We start from the raw sequence: 25,143 nt of genomic DNA on the forward strand, positions 1-25,143 counted from the left end.
TTGAATGATTGGATAACCTCAGCAACAAGTCTGAGTTAAAAACGTAATTCAGGTATAGATTAATCTCCAAAGGACACTTCCAGTATGTTTAAGTTAAAACCTTCATCGTTATTAATTTGTGGTGCTATGGCACTTTCATTAAGTGCCTGCACAGGTGCTAAAAACGATACATCAAATTCAACAGAACAAACTGTTACCGCCTCTGATGCTAAGTTGTATGTCGCAAATGCGGAAAAACGAATTAAAGAAAACAGCGAATACGTGGGTAAGGCATTATGGATTTCACAAACCTTCATTACAGAAGACAGCCAATACATTGCTTCAAAAGCAAATGAAGAATACAAATTGATGCAAATTGATTTGGCGAATGGCGCCGCAAAATTTAAAGATTTAGACTTAGATATCGATACCAAGCGCAAACTTGATTTATTGAGACTCGGTTTAACGCTCCCTGCGCCAGCCTCTAAACCTGAATTAGCCTCAGAACTTGCCGGTATCGAAAGTGAGCTTGGTGCCATGTATGGTTCGGGTCAAACACCTGACGGAGAAAAATTCAACTTGGTCGAGCTTAGTCAAATGTTAGCGACCTCTGATGATCCGCAACAAATGTTAGAAGCCTGGATTAACTGGCGCAAAGTATCTCCACAGATGAAACCAAAATATGAACGCCTCGTTGAAATCGCAAACTTAGGGGCAAAAGATTTGGGATTTGACGATGTTGGTTCTATGTGGCGCAGCAACTATGATATGTCACCAGAAGAGTTTGAGCAGGAAATGGACCGTGTTTGGTTGCAAGTAAAACCATTATACGATTCGCTGCATTGTCATGTTAGGGCAAAATTAAACGAAAAATACGGTGATGACGTCGTCCCGGCGCAGGGACCAATTCCAGCGCATATGATGGGTAATATGTGGGCGCAAACTTGGGGTAACTTATACGACGCTATAGGTCCTAAGAGCAACGCCAGCGTTGACGTGACTAAACAATTAAAAGAACATAATTACGACGCGATTAAAATGGTCGAACAAGCTGAAGGTTTTTTCACTTCTTTAGGGTTTGAGCCACTACCAGAATCATTCTGGGAAAAATCCATGTTCAACCAACCAACTGACCATGATGCCGTTTGTCATGCGAGTGCTTGGGACATAACCCCTACAGATTACCGCATAAAGATGTGTATCCAAACTACGGGTGAAGAATTTAATGTTATTCATCATGAATTGGGTCATAACTTTTATCAACGTGCCTACAACTTAAAACAACCGGTTTTATATCGAAACAGCGCTAATGACGGATTCCATGAAGCAATTGGTGATACCGTTGCTTTATCAATTACGCCAAAATATCTAAAAGAAATTGATTTAATCGACGAAGAGCCTGACGCATCTGGTGATTTACCATTTTTGATCCGTATGGCCATGGACAAAGTCGCTTTCTTACCATTTGGGTTAATGGTCGACAAATGGCGCTGGCAAGTATTTTCAGGTGAGTTATCTCCTGAGCAGTACAATGATGGTTGGTGGAAACTGCGCGAACAATACCAAGGTATTGTCGCACCAGTAGCGCGCGGCGACCGATTTTGATCCGGGTTCTAAATACCATATTCCGGCCAATACGCCTTATTCACGCTATTTCCTAGCGCATATTTTACAATTCCAATTCCATCGTGAATTGTGTGAAATTGCAGGTGAAACAGGACCACTTCACCGTTGTTCAATTTACGGCAGCAAAGAAGCAGGTGCTAAGTTAAACGCAATGTTAGAAATGGGAACGAGTAAAACCTTAGCAAGAAGCGCTAGAAGCCATGACTGGTAGCGGAAAAATGGATGCCACTGCGGTTCTTGATTACTTCAAACCGGTTCAAGAATGGTTGGATAAGCAAAACATGCACCGCCAATGTGGTTGGTAATGACAAACTAAAAGTCAATCGTTAGAACCCAAAAACGCCCCTTATGTTATCCATATACGGGGCGTTTTTATTTGTCTCTTCTGTTGCTAATGTGTCGCGACGTTAGCGTTTACTGAGCATTAACGCTTAATAAAAAACGATTACTTGACGCCAAGTTCGCGTAAACGCTCTTGTAAATATTCTCTAGCGGTATAACGCTCTGACAAGACAACATCTGGTCTCGGGTGCAAAAATAACGGTAATGAAATCCGAGAACGAGAACGGTCTTCGCCCTCTGGATTAATCACTCGGTGGATTGTACTTGGAAAATAGCCACCAGAAGCTTCTTGTAACATATCTCCGATATTAACAATAATACAGCCAAAATCACCCGGAACGTCAAACCAACTGCCATCTTTGAGTTGTACTTGCAATCCACCTGCATTGGCCGCCGGCAAGATAGTTAATAAATTAATGTCACCGTGAGCCGCCGCACGAATCGCTCCAACCTCTTCATCACCTGTAATTGGTGGATAATGCAATACACGCAACAAGGTCTGTTCACTTTTTCAATCATTGACGACAAAGGAGCTGAATATTTGGCAGCAACATCAGCCGGAGAATGTTCCTGCACCCAATTTAATAGGGTTTCTGCAACGTCATTTGCTTGACTAAAGTAATCTTGAGCTTGTTGCTTTAACCCTTCAGGAGCTTGGCCCCATGGATAAAAATGAAAATATTCTTTAATGTCTTTAACTTTAAAGCCTTTTGCCGTTTCAGAAACAGACGTTGGGAAAAAGCCATCTTGGGTCTCAACATTAAACTGAAACTTTATTTTTTCGTCAGAATTAAAAAAGCCAGCCCAATTATCGTATAACGATTGCAATAACTCTTTTTGGATTGGATGGTTTTTAAGAACCCCAAATCCGGTCTCGTGCAGAGATTTTACAAACGTTTCTGCGGCATCTTCCGCGTGGAAATCAACAATGGGTAACATGAGCGTTCCTATTTTTTAATTATTATAAGTTTTTAGAAATGGGTAACGGTGCGAACGATTTATTTCTTCTAAACCATTTATCACCAAATTGAAAAAATCCGAGTCCAACAATAACAAACAGGCCACCAATGACGAGACCCATTGAGAAACGTTCATCGTTGAGCCAAACACCTAATCCGGTGCTCACAACTGGCGTTACCATAACGATTAAGGCGACTGAACTCGCAAGTAAATTTTTCAATACATAAAAGTAGGCTAAAAAACCAATCAATGAGGCAAATATACCTAGATAGATGACAGCCGCAATCGCCTTAGGTTGCCATTGCTCATAATTGATCTGACCGTCCATCACATACCAAAATAAGACAAACATCGGCATACTCAAAATTAACGACCCCATCGTGGTTGATAATGGATGTAAATCAATATCAACACTTTTAACCAGTACCCCACTTAAACTGAACATGATGACGCCGACACTAATGCAAGCAAAGCCAATAAGACTGCTCTCGCCCACAGATAAGTTATCCATGCAAACTAAGGTGAGGCCGCCTAATGCAATCGTCAGTGCGATCATTTTAATTGGGGTAAACCGGGCCTCATTTAAAATTTGCTGAGCAAATAGGCCCGACAAAATAGGTGCGATACCAAATGAGAGTGACATTAAGCCACTTGAAATGTGCCTTGCTGCGAGGTAACAAAACAACATACCAATAGCAAGACTTAGGCTAGAATACAGATAAACTCTGATGGCTTTTGGTCGCCAATCGAGTTTAATACCGAGTAATTTCATTAATGGTAAGCCTAATACCACTGCAATTGCCATACGCATAAACAGAGACAAGGTTGGTGGAATGCTTTCACTGCTCCAAACGATACCAAGGGGTGTCGTTGACCAAATGATGATCACCAAAACAAAAGCGGCTGAAACCGGCATAGGACTTAATTTTCCAAAAATATTAGAGTAGAAGCTTTAATTATATCACAACACACTAAATGTCCATTATTTACGCAACAATAAATAACTTAAATAATGGACTGCAGAGTGAACATTAATTTACATATTCAATAAGTGTTTTAACCGCCAAAAACCCTGTTAGCGTAACCCAATCTCAATATCGGTGATTAAAAAATTACCAATGAAAATATCATCTGGTCGGCCAATGGGGTCTATTTCAAGATATTGCCGGTCTTGATCAGGCAGCCCATGATACGCACCGATGACTTGGTAAATCCAAGCTTCGGGATCAAATTCCAAATCATTTTTTTGATAATACTCCAGCGCCGTCATATTTTGACCCGACTCGATAACATCACAAAAATAACCTTCCACGGCCATCTTAAGTTTGTCATCTGATAACGTAACTTCTGTTTCCTGCTCTATTCGCACTGCATCAGATTGTGTTTTTTCTTGGCTAAACCAATGGCGATTAATCGTCCTAATATGGCCAACAAGGCTTACCAATTCAAATTCGTGTTCGACATTATTAACATCAACTGCTGCTTGCTTGATAACCGGATTAGCCACATTAAACAACGCGGGAATATCACTTAGCGCACCGTAATTACTCGGTTGGAAGTCCGGTTGTTGCTCCATATGCAGCATAAAACCTTTTAACAATCGTGTTCGCCCTTGGAATTCTCTAAAGCGCCCAAGTAATTCGATTAACTTACTTTGCACTAAACTCAACTCCTGAGTGCTCGTTACAAAGCTCGACTGTAAAGTTATGACTAATAAGTGACGTAATTCACGCTGACTGCCCGCAAGCTGGCTCAATTCGTCAAAACGAAACATACTTAATTGGTTTAGCATGTCAGTTACTTGACCTTGCGCTAACTCATTTTCGCGAATTTTTGCGTCAACAGAACCAACATAACCAAACTCATTTGAAATTCGTGACCATAATAAGCGCACGTTTGTGGATAAGGTTTCCGTCAACGTATAAACATGCTCAGTAAGATCAGCCAAATACGCTTTTGCGTCGTGATACCTTTGATTCGCAATTGACTCTTTGTAATGCTCTGCTTGAGTCGTAAGTGTTGCTAATAAATTACCAATATTTGCGTCTATTTGTCTGTTATGTTCATCCTGTAGACTCTCTTCTAACAAAGTACGCAGTGATGGTCTCAGTCTTAATTGTACTTCTGCATCTGGACGCCATAACACTTTTAAATCAATTAAGTTTTGAATAACCTTAGGTGAATATTCAGCTTCATTTACATTGCCTGTAAAATACGCCTGCATGATCAACTCTGAATGGTTGCTTAACGCATTCAATAACGTAGTGCCGGTTTTTAATAAATTAATATTCATCTGACACCACTAAATTAACTTAGTCTGTGAAATTGCATCTTCTGCACGTTCAGATAAAGACAAATTCTCGGTCTCGTCAATAAATTTTAATACGTCAAACAAGTAATCTATTTTACCTGTTGCTGTATAGATTTGTTTATCTTGATTTGGGCGAATGAGGTAACCCACTTCTACCAAACGTTTAAAGATCAGCTTAAGTTGAGCGTCAAGTTCGGCAGCTTTTGAACCAAATAGCGCATAACGAGAAATTTTACCTAACTGCTCTGCATAAGCTGGGGTATCTTCGACAACTGACTGCAGTTCATTTAAACGAATAACCGTACCTTGAGTTAGTGGACGGTCTGTTCCCATTGCCTCTTGGACCATTAACAACCATTCAACAACCGGCATTAAATGACTGCTAATTTCTTGAAATTGAGACGATAAAAACTTGCGTTCATTTTCCTGCAACAGGATATATGACGCAAAAAGACTTCGCCGTCAGCAGCGGTCGACAAGTTACGATTCAAAATCTGTAACTGTGATTCAATCGATAATCTATTGGCACTTGATTGTAAAAAACGAAACGCATCTTCATCCTTCGTCTGACAAATAAATTCGCCACTGAGCAACAGTTCTAACACTCGACCTTGTTCAGTAATCATGCGTTTTCCTCCTGCTGTTTACGAGCTTTAAGTTTTTCACTAATGGTATTAATTTGCGGCAGGACAACTTGCAGTTGTTTTTTCTGCTTATCAATGAGGTATCTATTTTTAAATAGGGTCAATACCTCTGATTCTGGGTTTGGAAACGCACCAACCACGTAAATATTGTTATTTTTACAGGCATCAAATATCTTTTTAATATTTGACTGGTGCAAGGTACCAAGTTCATCTATTGGCCAATGTATGATGGTTTGGTTTTTCCCCCTTAGCAATCGTGTAAACGCCAGTAAGAACTTACAAAGTATAAGATAAGCCATGCCATGACTTGATGATTCGTTTAACTGACGGTCTGTACGGATGATTAGGTCACTATTCCCTTCGCGAATATGCAGTTCGATGTCGAGCAATTTACTGATGCCACCAGTGAGTGCGGAGCGTCCTAGAATTTCAATAACCCGTCGCATGCTAAAAGCATAGTCATCCCCTAGTAATTCGTGGGCACCTTGTTCAATCCATTCACGGTAATATTCGTTAAATTGTTGAAGCTCGGGCCAAAACTCCAATTCTGAAATTTTAGATCGAATTTTAACCGCTGAGTCGGACACGCCATCTAAAAACAGCTCTTCATCGACTTCTTTGCTAATTCGTTTACTTTGGTTACTGATCTGGCCTTCAACGTCTTTTAATATTTTGTAGTACTGAGATAAGGCTAAACCAAAAATACGCCCCTGTTCTCGTATCGCACTGACTTTTTGTGGAATTAGGACATTAATTAACTGATCTAAATGTTTAACCAGTCTGACGTGATCTAAACTACGAACACCTTGCTCATTGACAAACGAACATTCAGCACGGCTACGCTCCCAGGTATCGTAAAAACCGGTACCTGACTGCGCCGCAATTTTTTGGTCAAAATGTTCAACAAAAGCTTTAATGTCGGCTGATAGATCTTCGCGTTTAACCAATAACGTTTGCCCTTCGCTTATCCGTTGACCTATCGATCCCGTTTCTTGCACTATGGTGGCAACCGGTAAATTGAGTTTCGCCAATAATTTACTGAGTTGTTGTACGTCATACTCCTAGCGCTTGCCATCAGTTACACTTTGTTCAAAATGCAATTGTTTAGAGCGGCCAACATCCCCTTTAGATTTAAACTCTTGTAGCTGTTTATCTAATTGACGTTTTGTATCGCTAAATAAGGTTTTCGCTACGGTCAATTGTTGTTGCCAATTAACCTTGTGCCCCATGTAGTAAGTGTTATACCAATGTTTGTATTCAGCAACCAAATGACTGTTTTTTTCAGTCGCTGAAATGTCTTTTGACAATTTAGAAATATCGCGTTTTAACTGCCCTATTTCGTCAACGTCAACACCACGGTTTGCCAATTCATCTTTTAACCAAGCGTCTAAGCTTTTAATTTCAGCAGCAACAGACAATTTACACTTTGAAATATGACCGTCAATTTGCATTAACTTATGTTCGATATCGGCGATAAGCAATTGCCAATGGGATGTCAGTTCCATTTTTGCTTCACGCTGTTGGTCATTTAATTCTTCTACAACTTCGTCTTGCTGTGCTTTAATTTGTTGAAGGTTGTTTTTGAACTGCGCTAACTTGTCAATATTTGACTGTTTACGAACCTGTAGCGCCTGCTGAAATTCAGCAATCACATCTTCTTTGTCTTGTTGAGAACGTTTACGTGAATGTTCGGCATTGCTTAATTCGGTCTGAATTTTTGCAAGCGTTAACTCAGCATTACGCACTTGCTTTGACGCTTCGGTCAGTTTGTCTTCATTATCGCCTTGGACCTCAATCAATTCGCCCAATTGGTTTTGCAGTGTTTCTAATTTGGCTTTTAGTTCAATTTCTGTTCCTGCATAGGCCGGTTGTGCCACCGACTCTAATTGCAATAACACGCCAAATAAAGCTGACTGCTCGTCGGTTAATGCTGGGTGCAAATCCGTACGCTGTAACATATCAGGGTGGATGAGCTTACCAATTGTTTGTTCCCATCCGTCTTTTTCCCGGCGTAAAAACTCCAATAAGGTATTTTGGCCCGGATACAACAGGGTTTCGACCTCGGAAATTTCTCGTTGTTTACTGCTGACTTGTTTGCGACTGACTTCCAGTTTTGTATTTACTTGCTCTCGATTTTGTTTCGCTGCAAACAATTGTCCTTCTGCCTGCTTGGCCTTATCCCGAACTGCGTCTTCGATACTTGATGCTTCTTTGATCGTATGTTCTAAAATGTCAATTTGACTTTGTTCGTTTGCGGTAAAGCCAACATTGTTGATGAGTGTAGTCAATTCTGTAATTTGATTGTTCACATTATGGATGCGGACTTGAAAATCGGCATTCACATCAGCAATTTGCTGCTTAAATTTCTGTTCGTTTTGCGACAATTGCACCTGTTGCTCTGATTTTTTGGCAGACAAGTCTTCGCGTGCTTCTTCTTTTTGTTCATTATAACCGGTGAGTTCAAGACCATGTTGCTCATTTATTTCGCTTTTTCGACGATGATAAGTTGCTTCAATATCTTGGTGTTTTTCGGTTAATAACGTGTAACGAGCTTCGTGAGTGACTAATTGGCTTTTCCATCGAGGAAGGTGGTCTAAGTTTTCTTTTAACGTTTCAATATCTTGGTCTTGCCAACGTTCAAAGTCGGATTCAATATTATCTAAATCAGTTTCTAACTTGCCAATGTCCCCTTTAGCTTCAGAGATAACAGATTGCAATTGTTCACGTTGCTCGTTCCAGTCACGTTCTAATACTTTGAGGTCCGCAATCGCCTGTTCAAGGGAGCTTTCATCTTCAACTAGTTTTTGGCCAATTTTGCTTAAATCGTTGTTGAGTTGCTGTTTTAATTGAGACAACCTTTGTTGCACTTCAGTAAACTCAATATTGGCTTTTTCAAGTTTATTAAACTCTGGACGAATGTCTTCAAACCCTTTAACCAACTTAACTTCGCGGATCCACTCTTCGACTTTGTTATGACTTATTTTATTTTCTGCGGCCTGAACACCATCTTCTTCTAAAATAGCGGCAACCATCGCTTTGATGGTTTCCATTTTGCCTTCTTTTGAATGAACAGCTTTAGCCAATTTTTCAATATGTCTAAGATTGTCACTGCCCTTAAGCACAAGCTGAAGAGCCTAGCAAATCCTAGTAAATCTCGATTACTGCTCAACACGGCTCGGTCGTTTTGAATAATGGCTTTAAATTCTTTGGTATTAAGAATTCGAGAACAAATAACGCCGTCACGCTTCAAGTTTCTACTTAATTCTTTAGCGGTCAAGATATGACGTTCATCAGTTAAGCTTGGTGCCGCATAATCTTCGATATCAAACGCTTTTGATACCAATCGATAATCCACACCGGAACCCGAAGAAGACAACACCATTTGGCATGTTTCATCTTCACTACGGATGTATTCATAAATTATAAAACTTTGTTCAGTAGGCAGATACCAACGCTCAAAACTATCACGAGTGGCGGGCACAACTCGACTGGGGTACTCCCCATAAAATACTGGGATCAGGCGTTGTAAGGTGGTTTTTCCCGACGCATTTGTACCACAGATATTGGTGTGGCCATTTAGCTTAAGTTCAACAATTCCCGACATATGGGTATTGATAAGAATAATTCGGTTTAATGAGGGCAAAGTATTCATTGTCATCATGACTCGTTATTTTAGTTATTCGGTACAGTACCGTTTCATACAATTAATTGGGGCAGCAATGAAAAATTCAAACAGAGCAAATAGCCCATTTAAACTTATATAATCATCGACAAAATGCGCCTGTTAACTCATGCGTAGTTTAAAATTGGCAAATGATAGTAGTGCGACAACGGTCACAAGATCAACTGTTAATTTAAAACAAAAACGCCGCTAAAAAGCGGCGTTTGGCTTAGTTATATGGTCGCTATTTTATAACTCAAGTTCTTCATCGGTGATGACCATCATGAACAACTCATAAGCTTGTTTAACTTGTTCTTCACTAAACGGAAGGCCGTCAATTGAACTAAACTTAATATAAACACCGTTAATGCTCGTCGTCAGTTCAACTACATATTCGCCACTTGGAATATCAAGTTTATTAGCAACTTTAGAATTAAAGATAGAATCCCACGTTGATTGTTTACCTTTGTTATATTTCAATTTATAACTGTGCAACAATTTGTCTTCTTCTTCGATACTGAAACCAAGTTGTTCCAATATTTCTTCTGTCTGACTATAGACGTAGGCTATTTCTTGTTGTGAACTTAATACAGGTTGATTAGACGAGTTTTTAGCGACCGCGAGCGTAACATCAAGTTCAGATTTCTCTTTCTTAAGATAAACACGATATTGGTAATCAAGTTCCAACATAAAATCATTTAAGACATGAACCGCTGCGGCTTCTTTTCTAATAGATGCTTTTGGAATGGTGTCCGAAGGCTCTGATACTAATTCATACGAAACGGCATCAATATAAACCTGTCCACTTCGTCCATGTTTTTGCATCTCGACGTTCAATTGTAAATCAAACTTTTCGATGACTTTCTTTGATTTCCAAAACCAAAATCCCGTTTCTTCATAGGTTAGATATTCAATTTGATATTGGGTTTCAGAAATTGGCGTAATGGTAAGATTTAAATGGGTTTGAAATGCTTCAATACCGCTTTCGATAAATTGAGGGAAGTCATCAACCAAATCTGGTTTTTCAATCATAATTTTAGCTTTATGATTGTCGTCTTCATTTACCCAGCTTTTTCTAAGATAACTAAAACTGTAGTTGGTGAAGTAACCGTTCCAGAATCAGGCACAGTTACAATATTTTTAGGAATGACAAATTCAGTACTTTTATGAGGGCTTTTTAATCCGTCTGGTACTTTTATACCGTTGTTACGATTAACAATTTTACTTTCTTGTTCAGGCGTAAGCGGCGCTTCGTTAAACCAACCTTTGATGGTTGTACAACCGACATTGGCAACCATTGCTACAGCAACAATCGCTAATTTAAATAACTTCACGTATTTCTCCACTTTATTATTGTGCGTGTTCTAAAGCTTGTTTGATTACAATGTGATTAATAGGTTCCATTGGAAGCAAAGGTAATCTAACCATATCCGAAGAAATTAATCCTTTTTCTTTTAATGCCCACTTAGCTGGAACCGGATTTGGTTCAATAAATAGGTCACGGTGTAACAAACGAAGTTTTTCATCGAGTAACTCCGCAGTTGAATGTTCGCCTGCTAACGACATTTTTACCATTTCAGCCATTAAATGTGGTTCAACATTAGCCGTTACAGAAATAACACCATTGCCGCCCTCATTAATGTAATGATGCGTTGTTAAATCGTCGCCACTAAACAAGATAAAAGACGGATTAGCTTGTTTCATTTCTTTAACCCGCGCGATATCCGCCGTCGCATCTTTAATCCCAATGATATTTGATACAGCCATAAGCTCAATCACTGCAGATGTATCTAAATCAACGCCTGTGCGGTCTGGAACATTATAAAGGATGATCGGTTTTTAGTTACCGCAGCGACCGCTTTAAAGTGTGCAACCATCCCTTTTTGAGTTGGTTTATTATAATAAGGCGTCACAGTCAAATAACCATCGATGGCTAAATCGTCAAGTTGCTGGGTTTTTTCAACGGTAGCAGAAGTGCTATTGGAGCCATTACCCACGATGATCGGAAGACGACCATTATTTTGTGCTATAACCGTTGTTAATACATCATATTGTTCTTTTTCAGATAACGTCGCAGTCTCTGCTGTGGTACCTAAAATAACCAAGCCATCAGTGCCTGATTCAATATGCCAGTCTACTAATTTTTTAAACCATCAAAATCGACCTTAGTGTCGTTAAACATTGGTGTAATTAGGGCGACATAACTGCCGGAAAAATTAATACTACTAGACATTGACTATAGACTCTCCTGCTTATCTGGGCGGGCTATGTTACTTATCGTATCGACACAAAACAAGTGACTTTATGCTTCAAGATGCGTTTTTATTCGAATATGTTAAACTTCAACCCGAAATTTTAATTCATGTAGTTACACGGTATGTCATTAGCGTCAAAACAAATCGCAACACAACATTTAGTATTAACGGCAATAGGCAAGAATAAAACGGGGTTGGTTAGCGAACTCACCGGTTTAATTTCACAATGTAATTGTAATGTCCTAGATAGCAAGATGGCGATCTTTGGAAGTGAGTTTACAATGATAATGTTATTAGCGGGTGAAAACAGTGCCTTGCTTGAACTGGAAGTTAAACTGCCACAACTCGCTGTACAGTTAAATTTATTAACTATGATGAAACGCACGGCCAAACATGAAGAACTTGCAAGGCCACAATACTTAGTACAAATAGAAGGTCCTGACCAAACAGGAACGATAAAGAAACTCACATCGTATTTAGCGAAAAATCAAATTGATATTGCGAGTTTAAAATCAAATACCTTATTTAAAGATGGTCTGGAGTGGCAATCTGCGGACATCAATATTGATTTACCAGAATCGGTGTCGCCTGAAGACCTCAAATCTGGGCTCGAAACTGAATGTGCCCTTCTGAATATGAATTGCATAATAAGCCCGATTACCATAAACCAAAAGCAATAAGAGTTGATTATGAATACATTACAAGCCGGTGATAATGCACCGATGTTTACCCTTGAAGATCAAAATGGTGAAATATTTGATTTGGCTAAAGCGCTCAAAGAGCACCAAGTTTTAGTTTACTTTTATCCGAAAGCAATGACACTAAGGTTGTACCGTTCAAGCTCAGAACCTACGAGATGCAAAACAACAACTTGCAGACTTAAATACCATTGCCGTTGGGATAAGCCCAGATGCCGTTAAACGTCTAACTAAGTTTACTGAACGTGACGAACTAAACTTTCCTTTATTGTCAGACGAAGATCACAAAGTTGCTGACGAGTTTGGTGTTTGGGGACTCAAGAAATTTATGGGTCGTGAATATGACGGCATCCACAGACTAACATTTTTGATTGGTCAAGATGGCACGATTAAACACTTCTTTAATAAGTTTAAAACTAAAGATCATCATGAAGTGGTAATCGAGAAAATTAAAGAATTACAAAGTTAATTCTAAGGTAATAAAAAAGGAAGCTTAGCTTCCTTTTTTATATGTAACACATGGGTTTGTTTTTAACAGCAAATGATAGGTTACTGCTCCGCGCACTCTGTAGTCTCAGGCAATTTTTTAACACTCCATGCATTAATTAGGGCCTTGACCAAAGATGCCAATGGTATTGCGAAAAACACGCCCCAAAACCCCCATAATCCGCCAAAGAACAGCACGGCTATAATGATATAAACGGGATTCAAATCTACAGCTTCTGAAAATAATAATGGTACTAATAGATTCCCATCTAATGTTTGAATAATACCGTAGGCAATCATGACGTAATAAAAGTCAGGTGTTAAACCAAACTGAAATAGCGCAACGCCGACAACTGGTATGGTTACTACAGCTGCACCAATATATGGTATGAGTACCGAGAGTCCCACCAACAAACCGAGAACCGCTGCGTACCTTAATTCCATAATCGCAAAAGCAATAAAAGTACTTCCACCGACAATAAACAATTCAATCATCTTACCTCGGATGTAATTGATTATTTGTTGATTCATTTCACTGGTGACTTGGGTAATGAGTGTCCGTTCCGCTGGGATCAAGCTATCTATGCCTGCAATTAGCGATGTTTTGTCTTTAAGCATAAAAAACACCATTAATGGCACCAGAATTAAATAAATTAGTATCGCGACTATGTCATTTAAACTCGACATCGCTGTGGTCAGTGACGATTCGAGAAAACTAATAAACTTTCCGTCAACATTGGCCATGACATTATTTACTAAGTCTTTATCAAGGTTTGGGTATTGCGCTGGAAGTGAATGAATATAGCCTTTTACTTCAGACATCATCTCCGGCAATTCTTTTATTAACCCGATGCTTTGTTTCCAAATAACTGGGATTGCCATAAAAAACATCGTAGCCATAAATCCGACAAATCCGGCAATGACAATTGTCGTACTGATATTACGATTAACCCCTAACATACTGACTTTTTTAACCGGCCACTCAAGTAAAAACGCAAAAACGGCGGCGACAAGTACCGGTGTTAACAATTTGCCAAACCATGCAAATAGAAATCCGATTAAGGCGACGGCTATTGCTAATGTAACGGCATTTGGATCGGAAAAATTCTTTCTATACCACTGCTTGAAAACTTGAAACACGATATTTCCTTTTCTATTTAACATTGTTTATAAATTCACTTTAACTAAGGTGCTGTTATCTTCCGAATGCAAGACAAATGTAATGTTTTGTTTTTCAAGGTAACGAATAAAATTATACAGAGTAGTCTTGTCATCTAACAAATATTCTTTTGTTTTATCGCGTAATAAACTTTGTTTTGCTTTAACAAAACCCAAGGGGCAATTTAAACCTCGGCCGTCAAATCTTGAACACATCAAAAATCCATAAAAAATAATTTCAATTCAGACTTCAATAATTTATCACAATCATTGATACTTGAGTGAATAATCCATAAAAAAACGGAATGCAATGGGCCTTTATCCACATAAATACGGTTTAGCAGATGATTGCACTATCAAAGAAGTTAATGCGTTTAAAAAACAAAGTAATTGGGGAGAAATGCCCGCTTTTTTTAGCCTAGTCTCAAATTCCATCGCTGAAGTTGAAGGATATATGTCATACGGCTTCGATAATGCCTATAAAACAATAATTGACCGTAAAAACTGGAATTACGATAAACTCGGTCGATTACCTAACGTGAACCCACATTCGTTAGAATTGCATGCGCCATTAACTAAACCTAAATTATGTATATTGCATGTATTTTCTGAAATTGGTTATGAACTTTTAGCGTTTCCATACGTCAATGGTAAGGTCGTTGACGAATATATTAGTGGTGATCCAAATATGGACTTTCACGTATGGAATCCTACAACTATGAAATATTTAGTTCGGATAAATCAATTGCACAAATTCATCGCCTTTACGATTAAAAATGGTGACGATGCGGATATGGCGTTAATAATTCATGCGCATATTGTCGTTACCCGTATAATTGAAAAGTTACATCGCGATTTTGAAATTGTTGGCGAAAAAGGCACAGACATTAAAGCCGCATTTGCCAGCCAAAACATCAACCCTAACTTGCCTCCTGAAGAAGCAATTATTGCAGCACAAATGGAAAATGAATCATCATCAAAATAACCAGCAAACCAAAGAGCGCAATTAATTTATGAGTTCTCTAAAATCCTGTTTTTACGGTATTATTTTCACCTTCGGTTTGGTTTTTACCGCCCAGTCATTTGCCACAAGCAATGAACTTCCGGATCTTGGACAATCAGCGCTTACCGTACTTAGTATTGAAAAAGAAATACGTTTGGGAGAACTCATCTACAATGAGTTACGGGGCCAGTCTGGAGTCATTAGCGATCCACTAATTAGTGAGTATATAAATTCACTTGGGAATCGACTTGTTGCGCACTCACAGGACGTCAAATTTCCCTTTACTTTTTTACAATTAACAGTTCAGATATAAATGCATTTGCATTTTATGGTGGCCATATAGGCGTGCATTCGGGGCTTATTACTGCAGCCGATTCTGAAAGTGAGCTAGCCTCCGTTTTGGCGCACGAAATTGCTCACGTGACACAACGTCATTTAGCTCGTCGGCAACAAGCCGCTGCGGCTCAATCACCTCTAACATTAGCTGGTATACTCGGCTCGTTACTAATGGCAATGGTCAGCCCAGAAGCCATGATTGCTTCTATGATGGCGACAACAGCAGGTAGTCAACAATCCATGATTAATTACACGCGAGGTAATGAACAAGAAGCGGATAACATTGGAATGAATGTACTAGCCACTGCCGGTTACGACCCCTATGCTGCAAGTGATTTTTTTGCAAAACTTCAGGATAAAGTTCGCTTCAAAACCGCACTGCCTGCGTTTTTAGTGACCCATCCACTACCCGACTCTCGCGTTACCGATGCTCGCCTTCGAGCCCATCAATATGAGAAGAAGTTTTATCCCGATTCACTTGAATTTTTAATGGTAAAACATAGATTATTGGCACGTTTTAGTGGCAACAATCCCGATCTTATTGCCATACTCGAAGATAAAGTTAAAAAATCCCAAGGAAACCGCTTATTTGCAGCGAGTTATGGCTTGGCGTTAGCTTATTTAGACAACAAACAATACGCCGAAGCAGAAAAGTTACTAAATAAATTAGAGCAACAAGCTCCTGAAACCTATATTTATTGGATAGTTTCTCAGACTTACATAATGCCAAGGGGACCTCTGAAGAATATATACCGGCACTGGCTGAGGCTTTTAAATTTCGCCCTAACAATTCGGTAGTCACACTAAATTATGCAAGTGTCCTTATCGAAAGTAAAAAGTATGATGAGGCTATTCAATTACTCGAATATTATTTGTTAGCCAAGCCAAATGACTTTCTTGCAACACAAATATTAAGAACGGCATACAAAAAAATTAATAATATGGCAAAATACCACGCCACAAGCGCAGAATATTTTGCATTAATGTCAAATTATACGGCAGCGATACAAGCTACTGACCGAGCACTCACTTTTTTACCTGAGGTGAACCGCTCTGAAATTAGTCGGTTAGAGGCATTAAAACGAAGTTATCGTGAGCGCTCTAAATACATAATGGAAATTAAAGGAAAAAAACGATGAGTTTGGTCATTTATCATAACCCTCGATGTTCAAAGAGCCGACAAACACTTGAACTTGTTCAACAAAAGTCAAACGACATCGAAGTCATCGAATACCTAAAAACACCACCTAGTGCCGAAGAGTTAACGGCAATCATTGCTATGTTGGGTATTTCAGCTCGAACGCTAATCCGCACAAAAGAAACTGAATATAAGACGTCAGGGCTTGAAGACAAATCACTCACTGACCAACAAGTTATTGAACTTATGGTAAACAATCCAAAAGTCATCGAACGACCTATCGTTGTTGCCAACGGCAAAGCAGCAATAGGCAGACCTCCTGAAAACGTTTTGGATATTTTATAATAGTGACAACCCCTACCTGCTCGTCTTATATTATTCCAGACACGGTTCTGTATTGAATATGGCAAAAGCAATTGCCAAGGGTTCTGAATCTATGGGATTAGAAGCTCGAATACGTACTGTAAATGACAGTAATGAACAGCCATCTGTTTTTCCCGATGTGACATTAGATGACTTAAAACATTGCTCTGCGTTAGCCTTAGGCAGTCCCTGTCGATTTGGTCAGATGGCTGTGCCATTACAAGCATTTCTTCAGCAAACGTCAACACAATGGCTCTCTGGTGATTTAATCGATAAACCAGCAAGCGTGTTTACGAGTAGCTCTAGTATGCACGGCGGTAACGAGTCAACTCTATTATCAATGTCTTTACCTTTATTGCATCATGGTATGTTATTGCTCGGAGTTCCGTATTCTGAGCCCGCATTACATAACACTGACGCAGGGGCAGTCCATATGGTCCAAGTCATGTTTCAGGGCTAAAATCTGATACCACATTAACAGCAGACGAAAAGGCCATTTGTTTTACATTAGGAAAACGATTAGCCACCACAGCATTAAAACTCAACTCATAAGAATCTGATATGCAAAAATTTGACAATAGTGAACACGCGTTCAAAACAGCGCCTATGGCGAGTTTTGTGCGAAAACTAAAATTAATGGGAGTTACGGGATACCTAGGCTTAGTCGCCTATTACCCTATGTTATTTTTTGTGCTCGACCCGAACGCCAACAATTTGGCCTATATCACCCTCGTTTTATTTTGGTTACCTATGTTAACGGCTATTCCAGAGTTTACTTAAAGGCAACCCATATACCTATGCCTATGGAGCAACTTTGTCATCATGTGGTGTTATATCCATGGTTTGACGGCAATATGGACATTTGAAGGGCCAAAGATTTTTATAGCGATTGAATTATTGCTTTTGACTCTCGGATTTATAGGTAATACATATTTTGCACGTTACCGAGGTAGAGAACTTGGAATGGCATTGCCTAAAATCAAAGAGCTTAAAGAAGCTGAAAAACAGGCTTTTGAAAAGAAAATATAATGATTTGATATTTAAACATTTAAATATCATTAAAAAAATGCGCTATACCTTGAGGTTTAGCGCATTTTTTATAAAACAGTATTCTTAGTTTAATGCAGATAAAAGATTTGAATCTAATCCATTTTCAACGATACCAATAACCGCTTTACAATGTTCAACTGAAAACTCACCTTCCGCAATTTGTGCATTAAGCTTTGCACGACTGCGCTCAATTGTATTTGAAATAGCGTCTTTGTCGCTTTTATCAATCTTCAAGCTACTAATTTTTTTATCCAGTTTTTCATAATGAGGATATAATTTGCTTTCTGATTGGTACGCAGCTGCGCGAACTGACGGGTGGTAATCTTCACAACCATTTAAGTTAACTAAAAAGAAGTTTAAGTAACTTGAAACTGAAATCAATTTCAAACTTTGACTATCAGCAGCTTGTGCGCCAAACGCTAAACTCGCAGCCAAAAGACAAGCAGTCAATTTTTTCATAATTATTCTCTACGCTATTATTATTATATCTATGCACAGACTTTAATCACAAACGTATTGTAATTCAATGAACATTCGATATATTTTCGTAAATAATTGAAAAAAAGCCGGAACCTAAGTTCCAGCTTTTCTAAATCGAATATTTTGTTAATTCAAAGAACTAAGCAATTAAATCCATTGCAGAATTAAACGTCGCACTAGGACGCATTGCCGCAAAGCCTTTTTCATCAGACGGCTTATAATAACCACCGATGTCCATGCTTGAACCTTGTACTTTATTCAACTCATCAACAATTTTAGCTTCATTATCAGTCAAGAATTTTGCCACTGCACTAAACTTACTTTGCAACTCTGCATCAGCTGTTTGTGCTGCAAGTTCTTGAGCCCAGTATGTCGCTAGATAAAAATGTGAACCACGGTTATCAAGCTCATTCACTTTACGTGAAGGCGACTTGTTATTATCTAAAAACGTCGCAGTTGCTTTATCTAATGTATCCGCTAAAACTTGCGCTTTAGGATTATCATTAGTATTTGCTAAATGCTCATACGATGCAGCCAGTGCCAAAAACTCACCAAGAGAATCCCAACGTAAGTGGTTTTCTTTTTCGAACTGTTGAACGTGTTTTGGTGCAGAACCACCAGCGCCTGTTTCAAACAAACCACCGCCATTCATTAGTGGAACAATTGAAAGCATTTTAGCAGACGTACCTAATTCTAAGATTGGGAATAAATCGGTTAGGTAGTCACGCAAAACGTTACCAGTTACAGAAATAGTATCTTCACCTTTCTTCACACGGTCTAATGTAAAACGAGTCGCGTCTTCTGGAGATAAAATACGTAAATCTAAGCCGTCGGTATCGTGATCTTTTAAGTACAAATTAACTTTATTAATGATTTGCGCGTCATGTGCACGAGCTTCGTTTAACCAAAATACGGCTGGCATTCCAGATAAACGAGAGCGGTTAACCGCTAATTTTACCCAGTCTTGGATAGGTGCGTCTTTAACTTGACACATGCGGTAAATATCACCCGCTTCAACATTGTGTTCAAATACAAGATTACCGTCTTGGTCAGTTACTTTAACTGTACCCGTTGAACCAACTTCAAACGTTTTATCGTGTGAACCGTATTCTTCAGCTTTTTGAGCCATAAGACCAACGTTAGGAACAGTCCCCATAGTTGATGGATCAAAAGCACCATTTTCAATACAGAACGAAATCGTTTCTTGGTAAACACCCGCATAACAACGGTCAGGAATTACCGCTTTCATGTCTTGTAATTTACCTTCTGCATTCCACATTTGACCTGAAGAACGAATTGCAGCAGGCATAGAAGCGTCAATGATAACGTCTGAAGGTACGTGTAAGTTAGTGATACCTTTATCTGAATCAACCATTGCGATTGCTGGGTTATTTTCATAAACCGCAGCAATGTCCGCTTTGATTTGAGCTTGAGTTGCCTCGTCCAATGACGCAAGTTTTGCTTCAACATCACCAAAACCGTTATTTACGTCAACGCCTAATTTTGCAAATGTTTCACCGTGTTTCGCAAAAACGTCTTTATAAAATGCTTTAACGATATGACCAAAAATAATTGGATCAGACACTTTCATCATTGTCGCTTTTAGATGAGCGGAGAACAAAACACCAGACGCTTTAGCATCTGCAATTTCTGCAGTTAAAAATTCTTGCAGTTTTTTAACACTTAAAAACGTGCCGTCGACAATCTCTTTCGCTAATACAGGAATAGACTCTTTTAAAACAGTGACGGAACCGTCTGTTGCGACAAGCTCGACTTTCAATGAACCGTCATTAGCAATTGTTGCTGATTTTTCATTTTCGAAAAAATCGCCATCTTTCATATGTGCAACATGTGATTTTGAATCTTTCGACCAAGCCCCCATCGAGTGTGGGTTTTTCTTAGCATATTGCTTAACAGCACCTTGGTGCTCTGCGGTCCGAGTTACCTTCACGTAAAACAGGATTTACCGCTGAACCTAATACTTTAGAATAGCGAGCACGGACATCTTGCTCTTGCTCTGTTTTTGGCTCTTCTGGAAATTCAGGTAATTTATAACCTTGCGCTTGAAGTTCTTTAATTACCGCTTTCAACTGAGGAATAGATGCTGAAATATTTGGCAATTTGATAATGTTTGCTTCAGGCGTTTTTGCAACTTGACCTAAATAGGCAAGTTCGTCTTCAATTCGTTGGTCTTCTGGCAAATATTCTGCAAAATTAGCGATGATACGGCCCGCAAGTGAAATGTCGCGAGTTTCTACGTCTATACCAGCAGTCGCACTAAATGCTTCTACAACTGGTAAGAAAGAATAAGTCGCCAAAGCCGGCGCTTCATCTGTTTTTGTATAGATGATTTTAGATGTCATTGATTTTCCCTACATTTTTTGCAGTCGAGTGTCGGTCGCAAAATTTCGGACGACTAATCCGTTTTGTTGTGTTTAAACTACAAAACAACTGAGACCGACAAGTTTAACAGTATGAAAATCGTTCAATATTTGTTCAATACTCAACGAAATCAATTTTAGTCTGAAATTTGGGTGTGAATACTATAAAATACTGGCCATTAATGAAAGAGTTTTATCAGATTAGGTGTTATGTATTTTTCTAATAAGTCCGACACAAGAAATATAAAGAAACCTGCCAAGGGTGTTATCCGTAAAGCATCTTCGGGAAATAAAAGTAAAAAACCAAACCAATTTGGTGCAACTATGGCTCGGCGGAAAACAACCAAACCTAGTAATGCATCAACCAAGGTTGAGCCGACAACAACTAAAATAATATTGTTTAACAAACCTTTTAATGTGCTGACCCAATTTACCGATGCTGATGGCCGTGAAACCCTAAAAAATTATATCGATATACCCGCGGTATATCCGGCGGGAAGATTAGATAGAGACAGTGAAGGCTTGCTTGTTTTAACCAATAACGGAAAATTGCAAAATAAAATCTCCAGTCCTAAATTTAAAACAACCAAATGCTATTGGGTACAGGTCGAAAACATTCCAAATGATGAAAAATTACAACAATTGCGTGATGGCGTAGAGCTTAAAGATGGCTTAACTAAACCCGCCGAAATTAGGATAATTGCGCAACCTGAACTAGTAGGGCCAAGAAATCCACCAATCAGAGAGCGGCAATCAATACCAACATGTTGGTTAGAAATCACCATTAGTGAAGGTAGAAATCGTCAAGTCAGGCGAATGACCGCTCATATTGGACACCCTACGCTAAGGTTAATTCGATATCGTGTTGGAAACTGGACGTTGGACGGTATTGAAACAGGTACATTCAATGTTATTGAACAAAAGTAATACCGTTTTCGGTTTGGTATTCCACTTTATTTTATGCGGTTTTAAAAATATGTTGTAAATACGATCAACGGCTCCAAAAAAGAGAACGTACAAAAATATTGAGACTAGAAATATTGAGGCTAAATAAAACTGATTAAAAGCATGATTAGCAACGACATTTAGAATGTCCATGCCCAAGGCACTCTCATCCAAATAATATGATGCCTCCGCTCTTCAAATATCGTTAACTAAATCAGGTACAGCACCAACACAAGTCCCACCTTCGTAAAAAAATTTAGGTTGGTAATTGCGGCAATGCGCTGTAAATTCGGCAACAACAAGATTGTTGGGTAAAAGTGCAATTACAAAAGCCAATCAGTGGCCAATTTGTCATTCTTACTGTATTGATAACGTGTTGGATACGTTCCAATGCAAATCATTTTTTCAGAACTAAACACGGAATTAATATGCGATTTTTTAAGGCTACTTGTTTATTCATTTTGAGCTTAACTAACATTTTTGCGGTTCATGCGAATGAAGAATCGGTACATTATGAAGTTTTCTTTTCGAAACAACTAAACGAAGAGCGCAGAATACTAGTTAAGTTACCCAAAAACTATTTTTCAAATACTGAAAAAACATACCCAGTTATTTATCTGCCGGGGTCAAAAGATGACTTGTCATTGTTAACAGGTTTGTTAAGCAGGCTTGTCGAACAAAATGCGGCGCCTGAAGTCATAATTGCCGTCATTGAAAACACTGACAGGACTAGAGACTTAACGCCAACGGTAAACCAGGATCCTAGAGGCCCTGTCGGACAAGGGGTGGTGGCGACAAATACCTCAATTTTGTTGAAATGGAATTGATCCCGCGCATGGATAAAACTTACCGAACACATGATTATCGAATTTTCTCTGGTTCGTCTATTGGTGGGCTTTTGGTCATACACGCTTTGCACAGCAGACCTCACCTATTCCAAGCGCATTTAGCGTTTAGCCCAGCGGTTTGGTGGGGCGCGAGAACAACCGTACAAGAGGCTAAAAATTCATATCCAAAACAAAACACTTTGATAACTATTTATATATGAACATCGGCGAAGAAGGTGGGGAAATGCGCGAAGTTTACGATGACTTTCATTCATTTTTGCAAAATAACAAACCCTCTGATTTAAAATTGGTTACCGATGTTTTTCCAAATGTGGCACATGCTTTAACCACCCCAGCAGGGTTATTTAATGCTTATCACAGCTTGTTTTTACCTATGCAGATGCCAATGAGCGCATATATCGGAAATCCAACTTCTATTGACCTATATTACAAGCGCCTATCGTCACAGTGGGGCATCGTCACGATACCACCAGAGGCAAATGTCAGGCAAATTGGCTATAACCTCATTAACCAGCAAAAATTTGAATCCGCTATTGAAGTATTTAAACACAATATTAAACTTCACCCTGATTCCGCAGATGCACAATACGGGTTAGCCTATGGTTATGAAATGAATGGCAACCTACAAGCAGCCCTGAAACAAGCCAATATCGCTTTAGAGGTGGTTGATAAAGAACATCCATATTTCAGTTTTTTTGTAAATGCGCAAGCAAGACTCAGATCAGAAGTTGCTAAACCTAAATAAATAACACAATAAAAGTACAGTAAACTTAACTACAGTGGTTGAATTTGTTCTACAAATGCGTGTTTTTTGAAAAACGTCATAGATGCTTTAAACACAGCTTTTGCTTGTTTGGGACGAGAATGACTTAAGCTATGTTCACCCCCTCGACTTCGATGTATTCAAATTCATGACCGCTGTTTTTTAATTCAAGTGCAAAATCTCGTGTCATTTGTACAGGTACAACATTGTCTGCCGTACCATGGACGAGGAAAAAAGGTGGGTCTTGTTTATCTAGATACGTTATTGGTGAAATGGCTGCGAGTGCAACCTGTTTATCTATTTGTTCGCTGTTGGCAAAGCGCTCAACTAATACAAAATCTTGGTACTCCTTGCGCCTAAAGTCGGCAAGACTTCCTGAATACGCGATAACAGCTCGTACCGAAGCATCATAGTTTGGGTAAATGCCATGATCATCAAATCCTTCTGCATTCCCTGTTACCCCAACCATAGTTGCTAAATAGCCACCCGCTGATATTCCGCTGACAATGATCCGGTTTGGATCTAGGTTGAATGCTTCTGAGTGTGCCTTTAAAAACGAATTGCAGACTTTACATCTTCAATAGCCGCAGGAAAACGATACTCAGGTGCTAGTCGATACATTACGCTTGCTGCAACAACGCCACGTTTTGCCATCTTTTCTAGATGTTTGTTAAATTTACTTTTATCCCCCTTGATTAACCCGCCGCCATGAATAAACACCATTACCGGAGATAGCGTCTTATTTTGCCGCGCTGGCAAAGCAATATTTATACGCAGTATTAGGCCATCGACCTTGCCGATGGGGATATCCGTTGTAAGGCCCGCAGGCAAATCTTCAAGTGGAAGACTAAATGAACTTGAACTTATAAAAATCAATGAAATCATGAATAAACGCATGGGACTCCTACAAATTTAACGGGTTTAATTTTTTAGCTGAAAACAGAACACCTGCGAGTCAATCTACCTTAAGGGTGATTTAAGTTAAAACCTAGTTAAAAGAGAGATTAGCACTTAATACCGCACGATTTTATCTTTACAAAGTTAAATATTTTGTTGATTTAGATCAATAAACAATTTAAGGTTTCAGAAATTACTGAACACTCTAAAACTACAAAACAAAAATAGGCACATTGACATGAGAATGACATCTAAAATCGAAGCATTTGTAATGCATTGTGGTGAAATGGGCAGTCGTTGGGGCTTTAATCGTACTATTGGTCAAATGGTCGGGTTGCTTGTCATAAACGAATCACCACTCACAGCAAATGACATTTCCGAAACCCTGAACATTTCTCGAGGCAATGTCTCTATGGGGATAAAAGAGTTGCAGTCGTGGCGATTAATTAAAACCCATCATATTCCCGGTGATCGAAAAGACTATTATGCTCCGGACGGATCTATTTGGGACCTTGCTACTCGCGTATTTGAAGAGAGACGAAAACGTGAAATGGACCCGACATTATCGTTACTAAGAACCGTAATGTTAGAAGAACCAGCCAACCAGCAAGAACAATTCGCACAGGAAAAGATGTTTGAAATCCACGAATTGCTGGAAACCGTGACTGTTTGGGCAAACGAACTTCAAACAATGAAACCGGATAATCTAAAAACGTTAATGAAACTCGGAGCCGGAGTCGGCAAAGTTTTAGATATGAAAGACAAAATTCTTAATAACAAAGTCGCAAAATAACTAAACAAGTCAATTCTTCTACCTAG

The 25,143-nt window shown here is 39.1% G+C and carries 21 protein-coding genes and 9 pseudogenes; 16 read left to right on the top strand and 14 right to left on the bottom strand.

Features of this window, described 5'->3' with window-relative positions; genetic code table 11:
* The first annotated feature begins 84 nt into the window (after positions 1 to 84).
* A pseudogene (locus tag PN838_RS03910) lies at positions 85 to 1,910 on the top strand (M2 family metallopeptidase).
* 140 nt (positions 1,911 to 2,050) lie between these two features.
* Here PN838_RS03910 and PN838_RS03915 read toward each other — a convergent pair.
* The 8 genes and pseudogenes from PN838_RS03915 to dapA form a co-directional block, all read right to left on the bottom strand.
* Positions 2,051 to 2,886, bottom strand: a pseudogene (locus tag PN838_RS03915) (isopenicillin N synthase family dioxygenase).
* Positions 2,887 to 2,908: 22 nt separating this feature from the next.
* Entirely contained in the window at positions 2,909 to 3,823 is a 915-nt protein-coding gene (locus PN838_RS03920; protein WP_272179825.1) for a DMT family transporter, read from the bottom strand.
* Between the two features lie 159 nt (positions 3,824 to 3,982).
* A complete protein-coding gene (locus PN838_RS03925; protein WP_272179826.1) occupies positions 3,983 to 5,200 on the bottom strand; it encodes a phosphoenolpyruvate carboxylase in 1,218 nt (405 codons plus the stop codon).
* Positions 5,201 to 5,209: 9 nt separating this feature from the next.
* Positions 5,210 to 5,844, bottom strand: a pseudogene (locus tag PN838_RS03930) (hypothetical protein).
* Positions 5,841 to 9,514, bottom strand: a pseudogene (locus PN838_RS03935) (ATP-binding protein). The pseudogenes PN838_RS03930 and PN838_RS03935 overlap by 4 nt, the downstream one beginning before the upstream one ends.
* A gap of 258 nt (positions 9,515 to 9,772) precedes the next feature.
* Complete coding sequence (gene bamC / locus PN838_RS03945) at positions 9,773 to 10,555, bottom strand: NlpB/DapX family lipoprotein (protein WP_441295796.1); 783 nt, start codon at positions 10,553 to 10,555, stop codon at positions 9,773 to 9,775.
* A gap of 29 nt (positions 10,556 to 10,584) precedes the next feature.
* On the bottom strand, positions 10,585 to 10,857 hold the full coding sequence (locus PN838_RS03950) for a hypothetical protein (RefSeq protein WP_272179828.1): 273 nt from the start codon (positions 10,855 to 10,857) through the stop codon (positions 10,585 to 10,587).
* A 16-nt stretch (positions 10,858 to 10,873) separates the two neighbouring features.
* A pseudogene (gene dapA, locus PN838_RS03955) lies at positions 10,874 to 11,628 on the bottom strand (4-hydroxy-tetrahydrodipicolinate synthase).
* A gap of 272 nt (positions 11,629 to 11,900) precedes the next feature.
* Between dapA and PN838_RS03960 the strand changes: the two are divergent.
* Complete coding sequence (locus PN838_RS03960) at positions 11,901 to 12,458, top strand: glycine cleavage system transcriptional repressor (RefSeq protein WP_215962321.1); 558 nt, start codon at positions 11,901 to 11,903, stop codon at positions 12,456 to 12,458.
* 9 nt (positions 12,459 to 12,467) lie between these two features.
* Positions 12,468 to 12,945, top strand: a pseudogene (gene bcp / locus PN838_RS03965) (thioredoxin-dependent thiol peroxidase).
* Between the two features lie 80 nt (positions 12,946 to 13,025).
* On the opposite strand, the gene PN838_RS03970 reads toward bcp, so the two are convergent.
* Together PN838_RS03970 and PN838_RS03975 are read right to left on the bottom strand one after the other, a co-directional pair.
* Entirely contained in the window at positions 13,026 to 14,102 is a 1,077-nt protein-coding gene (locus PN838_RS03970) for an AI-2E family transporter (RefSeq protein ID WP_215962319.1), read from the bottom strand.
* A 27-nt stretch (positions 14,103 to 14,129) separates the two neighbouring features.
* Complete coding sequence (locus tag PN838_RS03975; RefSeq protein ID WP_272179829.1) at positions 14,130 to 14,336, bottom strand: sulfurtransferase TusA family protein; 207 nt, start codon at positions 14,334 to 14,336, stop codon at positions 14,130 to 14,132.
* A gap of 94 nt (positions 14,337 to 14,430) precedes the next feature.
* On the opposite strand from PN838_RS03975, the gene PN838_RS03980 reads away from it, so the two are divergent.
* The 8 genes and pseudogenes from PN838_RS03980 to PN838_RS04015 all read left to right on the top strand — a co-directional run bounded on the left by PN838_RS03980 (position 14,431) and on the right by PN838_RS04015 (position 17,989).
* Positions 14,431 to 15,105 carry a hypothetical protein gene (locus PN838_RS03980; RefSeq protein WP_215962318.1) on the top strand — a complete coding sequence of 225 codons (675 nt, stop codon included), beginning with the start codon at positions 14,431 to 14,433 and terminating at the stop codon, positions 15,103 to 15,105.
* A 28-nt stretch (positions 15,106 to 15,133) separates the two neighbouring features.
* The gene (locus PN838_RS03985) at positions 15,134 to 15,436 is read left to right on the top strand and encodes a hypothetical protein (protein ID WP_272179830.1); all 303 of its coding nucleotides are present in this window, start codon (positions 15,134 to 15,136) and stop codon (positions 15,434 to 15,436) included.
* 32 nt (positions 15,437 to 15,468) lie between these two features.
* On the top strand, positions 15,469 to 16,257 hold the full coding sequence (locus PN838_RS03990) for a M48 family metalloprotease (RefSeq protein ID WP_272179831.1): 789 nt from the start codon (positions 15,469 to 15,471) through the stop codon (positions 16,255 to 16,257).
* A 74-nt stretch (positions 16,258 to 16,331) separates the two neighbouring features.
* Positions 16,332 to 16,598 carry a hypothetical protein gene (locus tag PN838_RS03995; RefSeq protein ID WP_272179832.1) on the top strand — a complete coding sequence of 89 codons (267 nt, stop codon included), beginning with the start codon at positions 16,332 to 16,334 and terminating at the stop codon, positions 16,596 to 16,598.
* Positions 16,595 to 16,942, top strand: a complete 348-nt coding sequence (arsC, locus tag PN838_RS04000; protein WP_215962316.1) for an arsenate reductase (glutaredoxin) — start codon at positions 16,595 to 16,597, stop codon at positions 16,940 to 16,942. Before PN838_RS03995 ends, arsC begins: the two co-directional genes overlap by 4 nt.
* Before the next feature lie 58 nt (positions 16,943 to 17,000).
* Positions 17,001 to 17,512: pseudogene (locus tag PN838_RS04005) on the top strand (NADPH-dependent FMN reductase family protein).
* Positions 17,513 to 17,521: 9 nt separating this feature from the next.
* Positions 17,522 to 17,740, top strand: a complete 219-nt coding sequence (locus PN838_RS04010) for a hypothetical protein (protein WP_272179833.1) — start codon at positions 17,522 to 17,524, stop codon at positions 17,738 to 17,740.
* Between the two features lie 9 nt (positions 17,741 to 17,749).
* A complete protein-coding gene (locus PN838_RS04015) occupies positions 17,750 to 17,989 on the top strand; it encodes a DUF2069 domain-containing protein (protein WP_272182510.1) in 240 nt (79 codons plus the stop codon).
* An 84-nt stretch (positions 17,990 to 18,073) separates the two neighbouring features.
* Here PN838_RS04015 and PN838_RS04020 read toward each other — a convergent pair whose 3' ends face one another.
* Together PN838_RS04020 and PN838_RS04025 are read right to left on the bottom strand one after the other, a co-directional pair.
* Positions 18,074 to 18,469, bottom strand: coding sequence for a hypothetical protein (locus PN838_RS04020; protein ID WP_215962314.1), 396 nt, complete (start codon positions 18,467 to 18,469; stop codon positions 18,074 to 18,076).
* Positions 18,470 to 18,629: 160 nt separating this feature from the next.
* A pseudogene (locus PN838_RS04025) lies at positions 18,630 to 20,853 on the bottom strand (NADP-dependent isocitrate dehydrogenase).
* Between the two features lie 342 nt (positions 20,854 to 21,195).
* On the opposite strand from PN838_RS04025, the gene PN838_RS04030 reads away from it, so the two are divergent.
* Complete coding sequence (locus PN838_RS04030) at positions 21,196 to 21,798, top strand: pseudouridine synthase (protein ID WP_272182511.1); 603 nt, start codon at positions 21,196 to 21,198, stop codon at positions 21,796 to 21,798.
* Between the two features lie 213 nt (positions 21,799 to 22,011).
* Here PN838_RS04030 and PN838_RS04035 read toward each other — a convergent pair whose 3' ends face one another.
* A complete protein-coding gene (locus tag PN838_RS04035) occupies positions 22,012 to 22,152 on the bottom strand; it encodes a hypothetical protein (protein WP_272179834.1) in 141 nt (46 codons plus the stop codon).
* 92 nt (positions 22,153 to 22,244) lie between these two features.
* Here PN838_RS04035 and PN838_RS04040 point away from each other — a divergent pair, with 92 nt between their 5' ends.
* The 3 genes from PN838_RS04040 to PN838_RS04045 are packed head-to-tail and all read left to right on the top strand — an operon-like array spanning position 22,245 to position 23,409.
* Positions 22,245 to 22,643: an alpha/beta hydrolase-fold protein gene (locus tag PN838_RS04040; RefSeq protein WP_272179835.1), complete on the top strand. Its 399-nt coding sequence runs from the start codon at positions 22,245 to 22,247 to the stop codon at positions 22,641 to 22,643.
* Between the two features lie 8 nt (positions 22,644 to 22,651).
* Positions 22,652 to 22,864: an alpha/beta hydrolase-fold protein gene (locus PN838_RS26970; protein WP_370661086.1), complete on the top strand. Its 213-nt coding sequence runs from the start codon at positions 22,652 to 22,654 to the stop codon at positions 22,862 to 22,864.
* A 23-nt stretch (positions 22,865 to 22,887) separates the two neighbouring features.
* On the top strand, positions 22,888 to 23,409 hold the full coding sequence (locus tag PN838_RS04045; protein ID WP_272179836.1) for a tetratricopeptide repeat protein: 522 nt from the start codon (positions 22,888 to 22,890) through the stop codon (positions 23,407 to 23,409).
* A 127-nt stretch (positions 23,410 to 23,536) separates the two neighbouring features.
* Here the strand turns inward: PN838_RS04045 and PN838_RS26975 are convergent.
* Positions 23,537 to 24,192: pseudogene (locus tag PN838_RS26975) on the bottom strand (alpha/beta hydrolase); the annotation flags it as partial.
* Between the two features lie 370 nt (positions 24,193 to 24,562).
* Between PN838_RS26975 and PN838_RS04060 the strand changes: the two are divergent.
* On the top strand, positions 24,563 to 25,117 hold the full coding sequence (locus tag PN838_RS04060) for a GbsR/MarR family transcriptional regulator (RefSeq protein ID WP_215962309.1): 555 nt from the start codon (positions 24,563 to 24,565) through the stop codon (positions 25,115 to 25,117).
* Positions 25,118 to 25,143: the final 26 nt, after the last annotated feature.

This window comes from Psychrosphaera algicola (assembly GCF_028401425.1).
GTDB classification, from domain to species: domain Bacteria; phylum Pseudomonadota; class Gammaproteobacteria; order Enterobacterales; family Alteromonadaceae; genus Psychrosphaera; species Psychrosphaera algicola.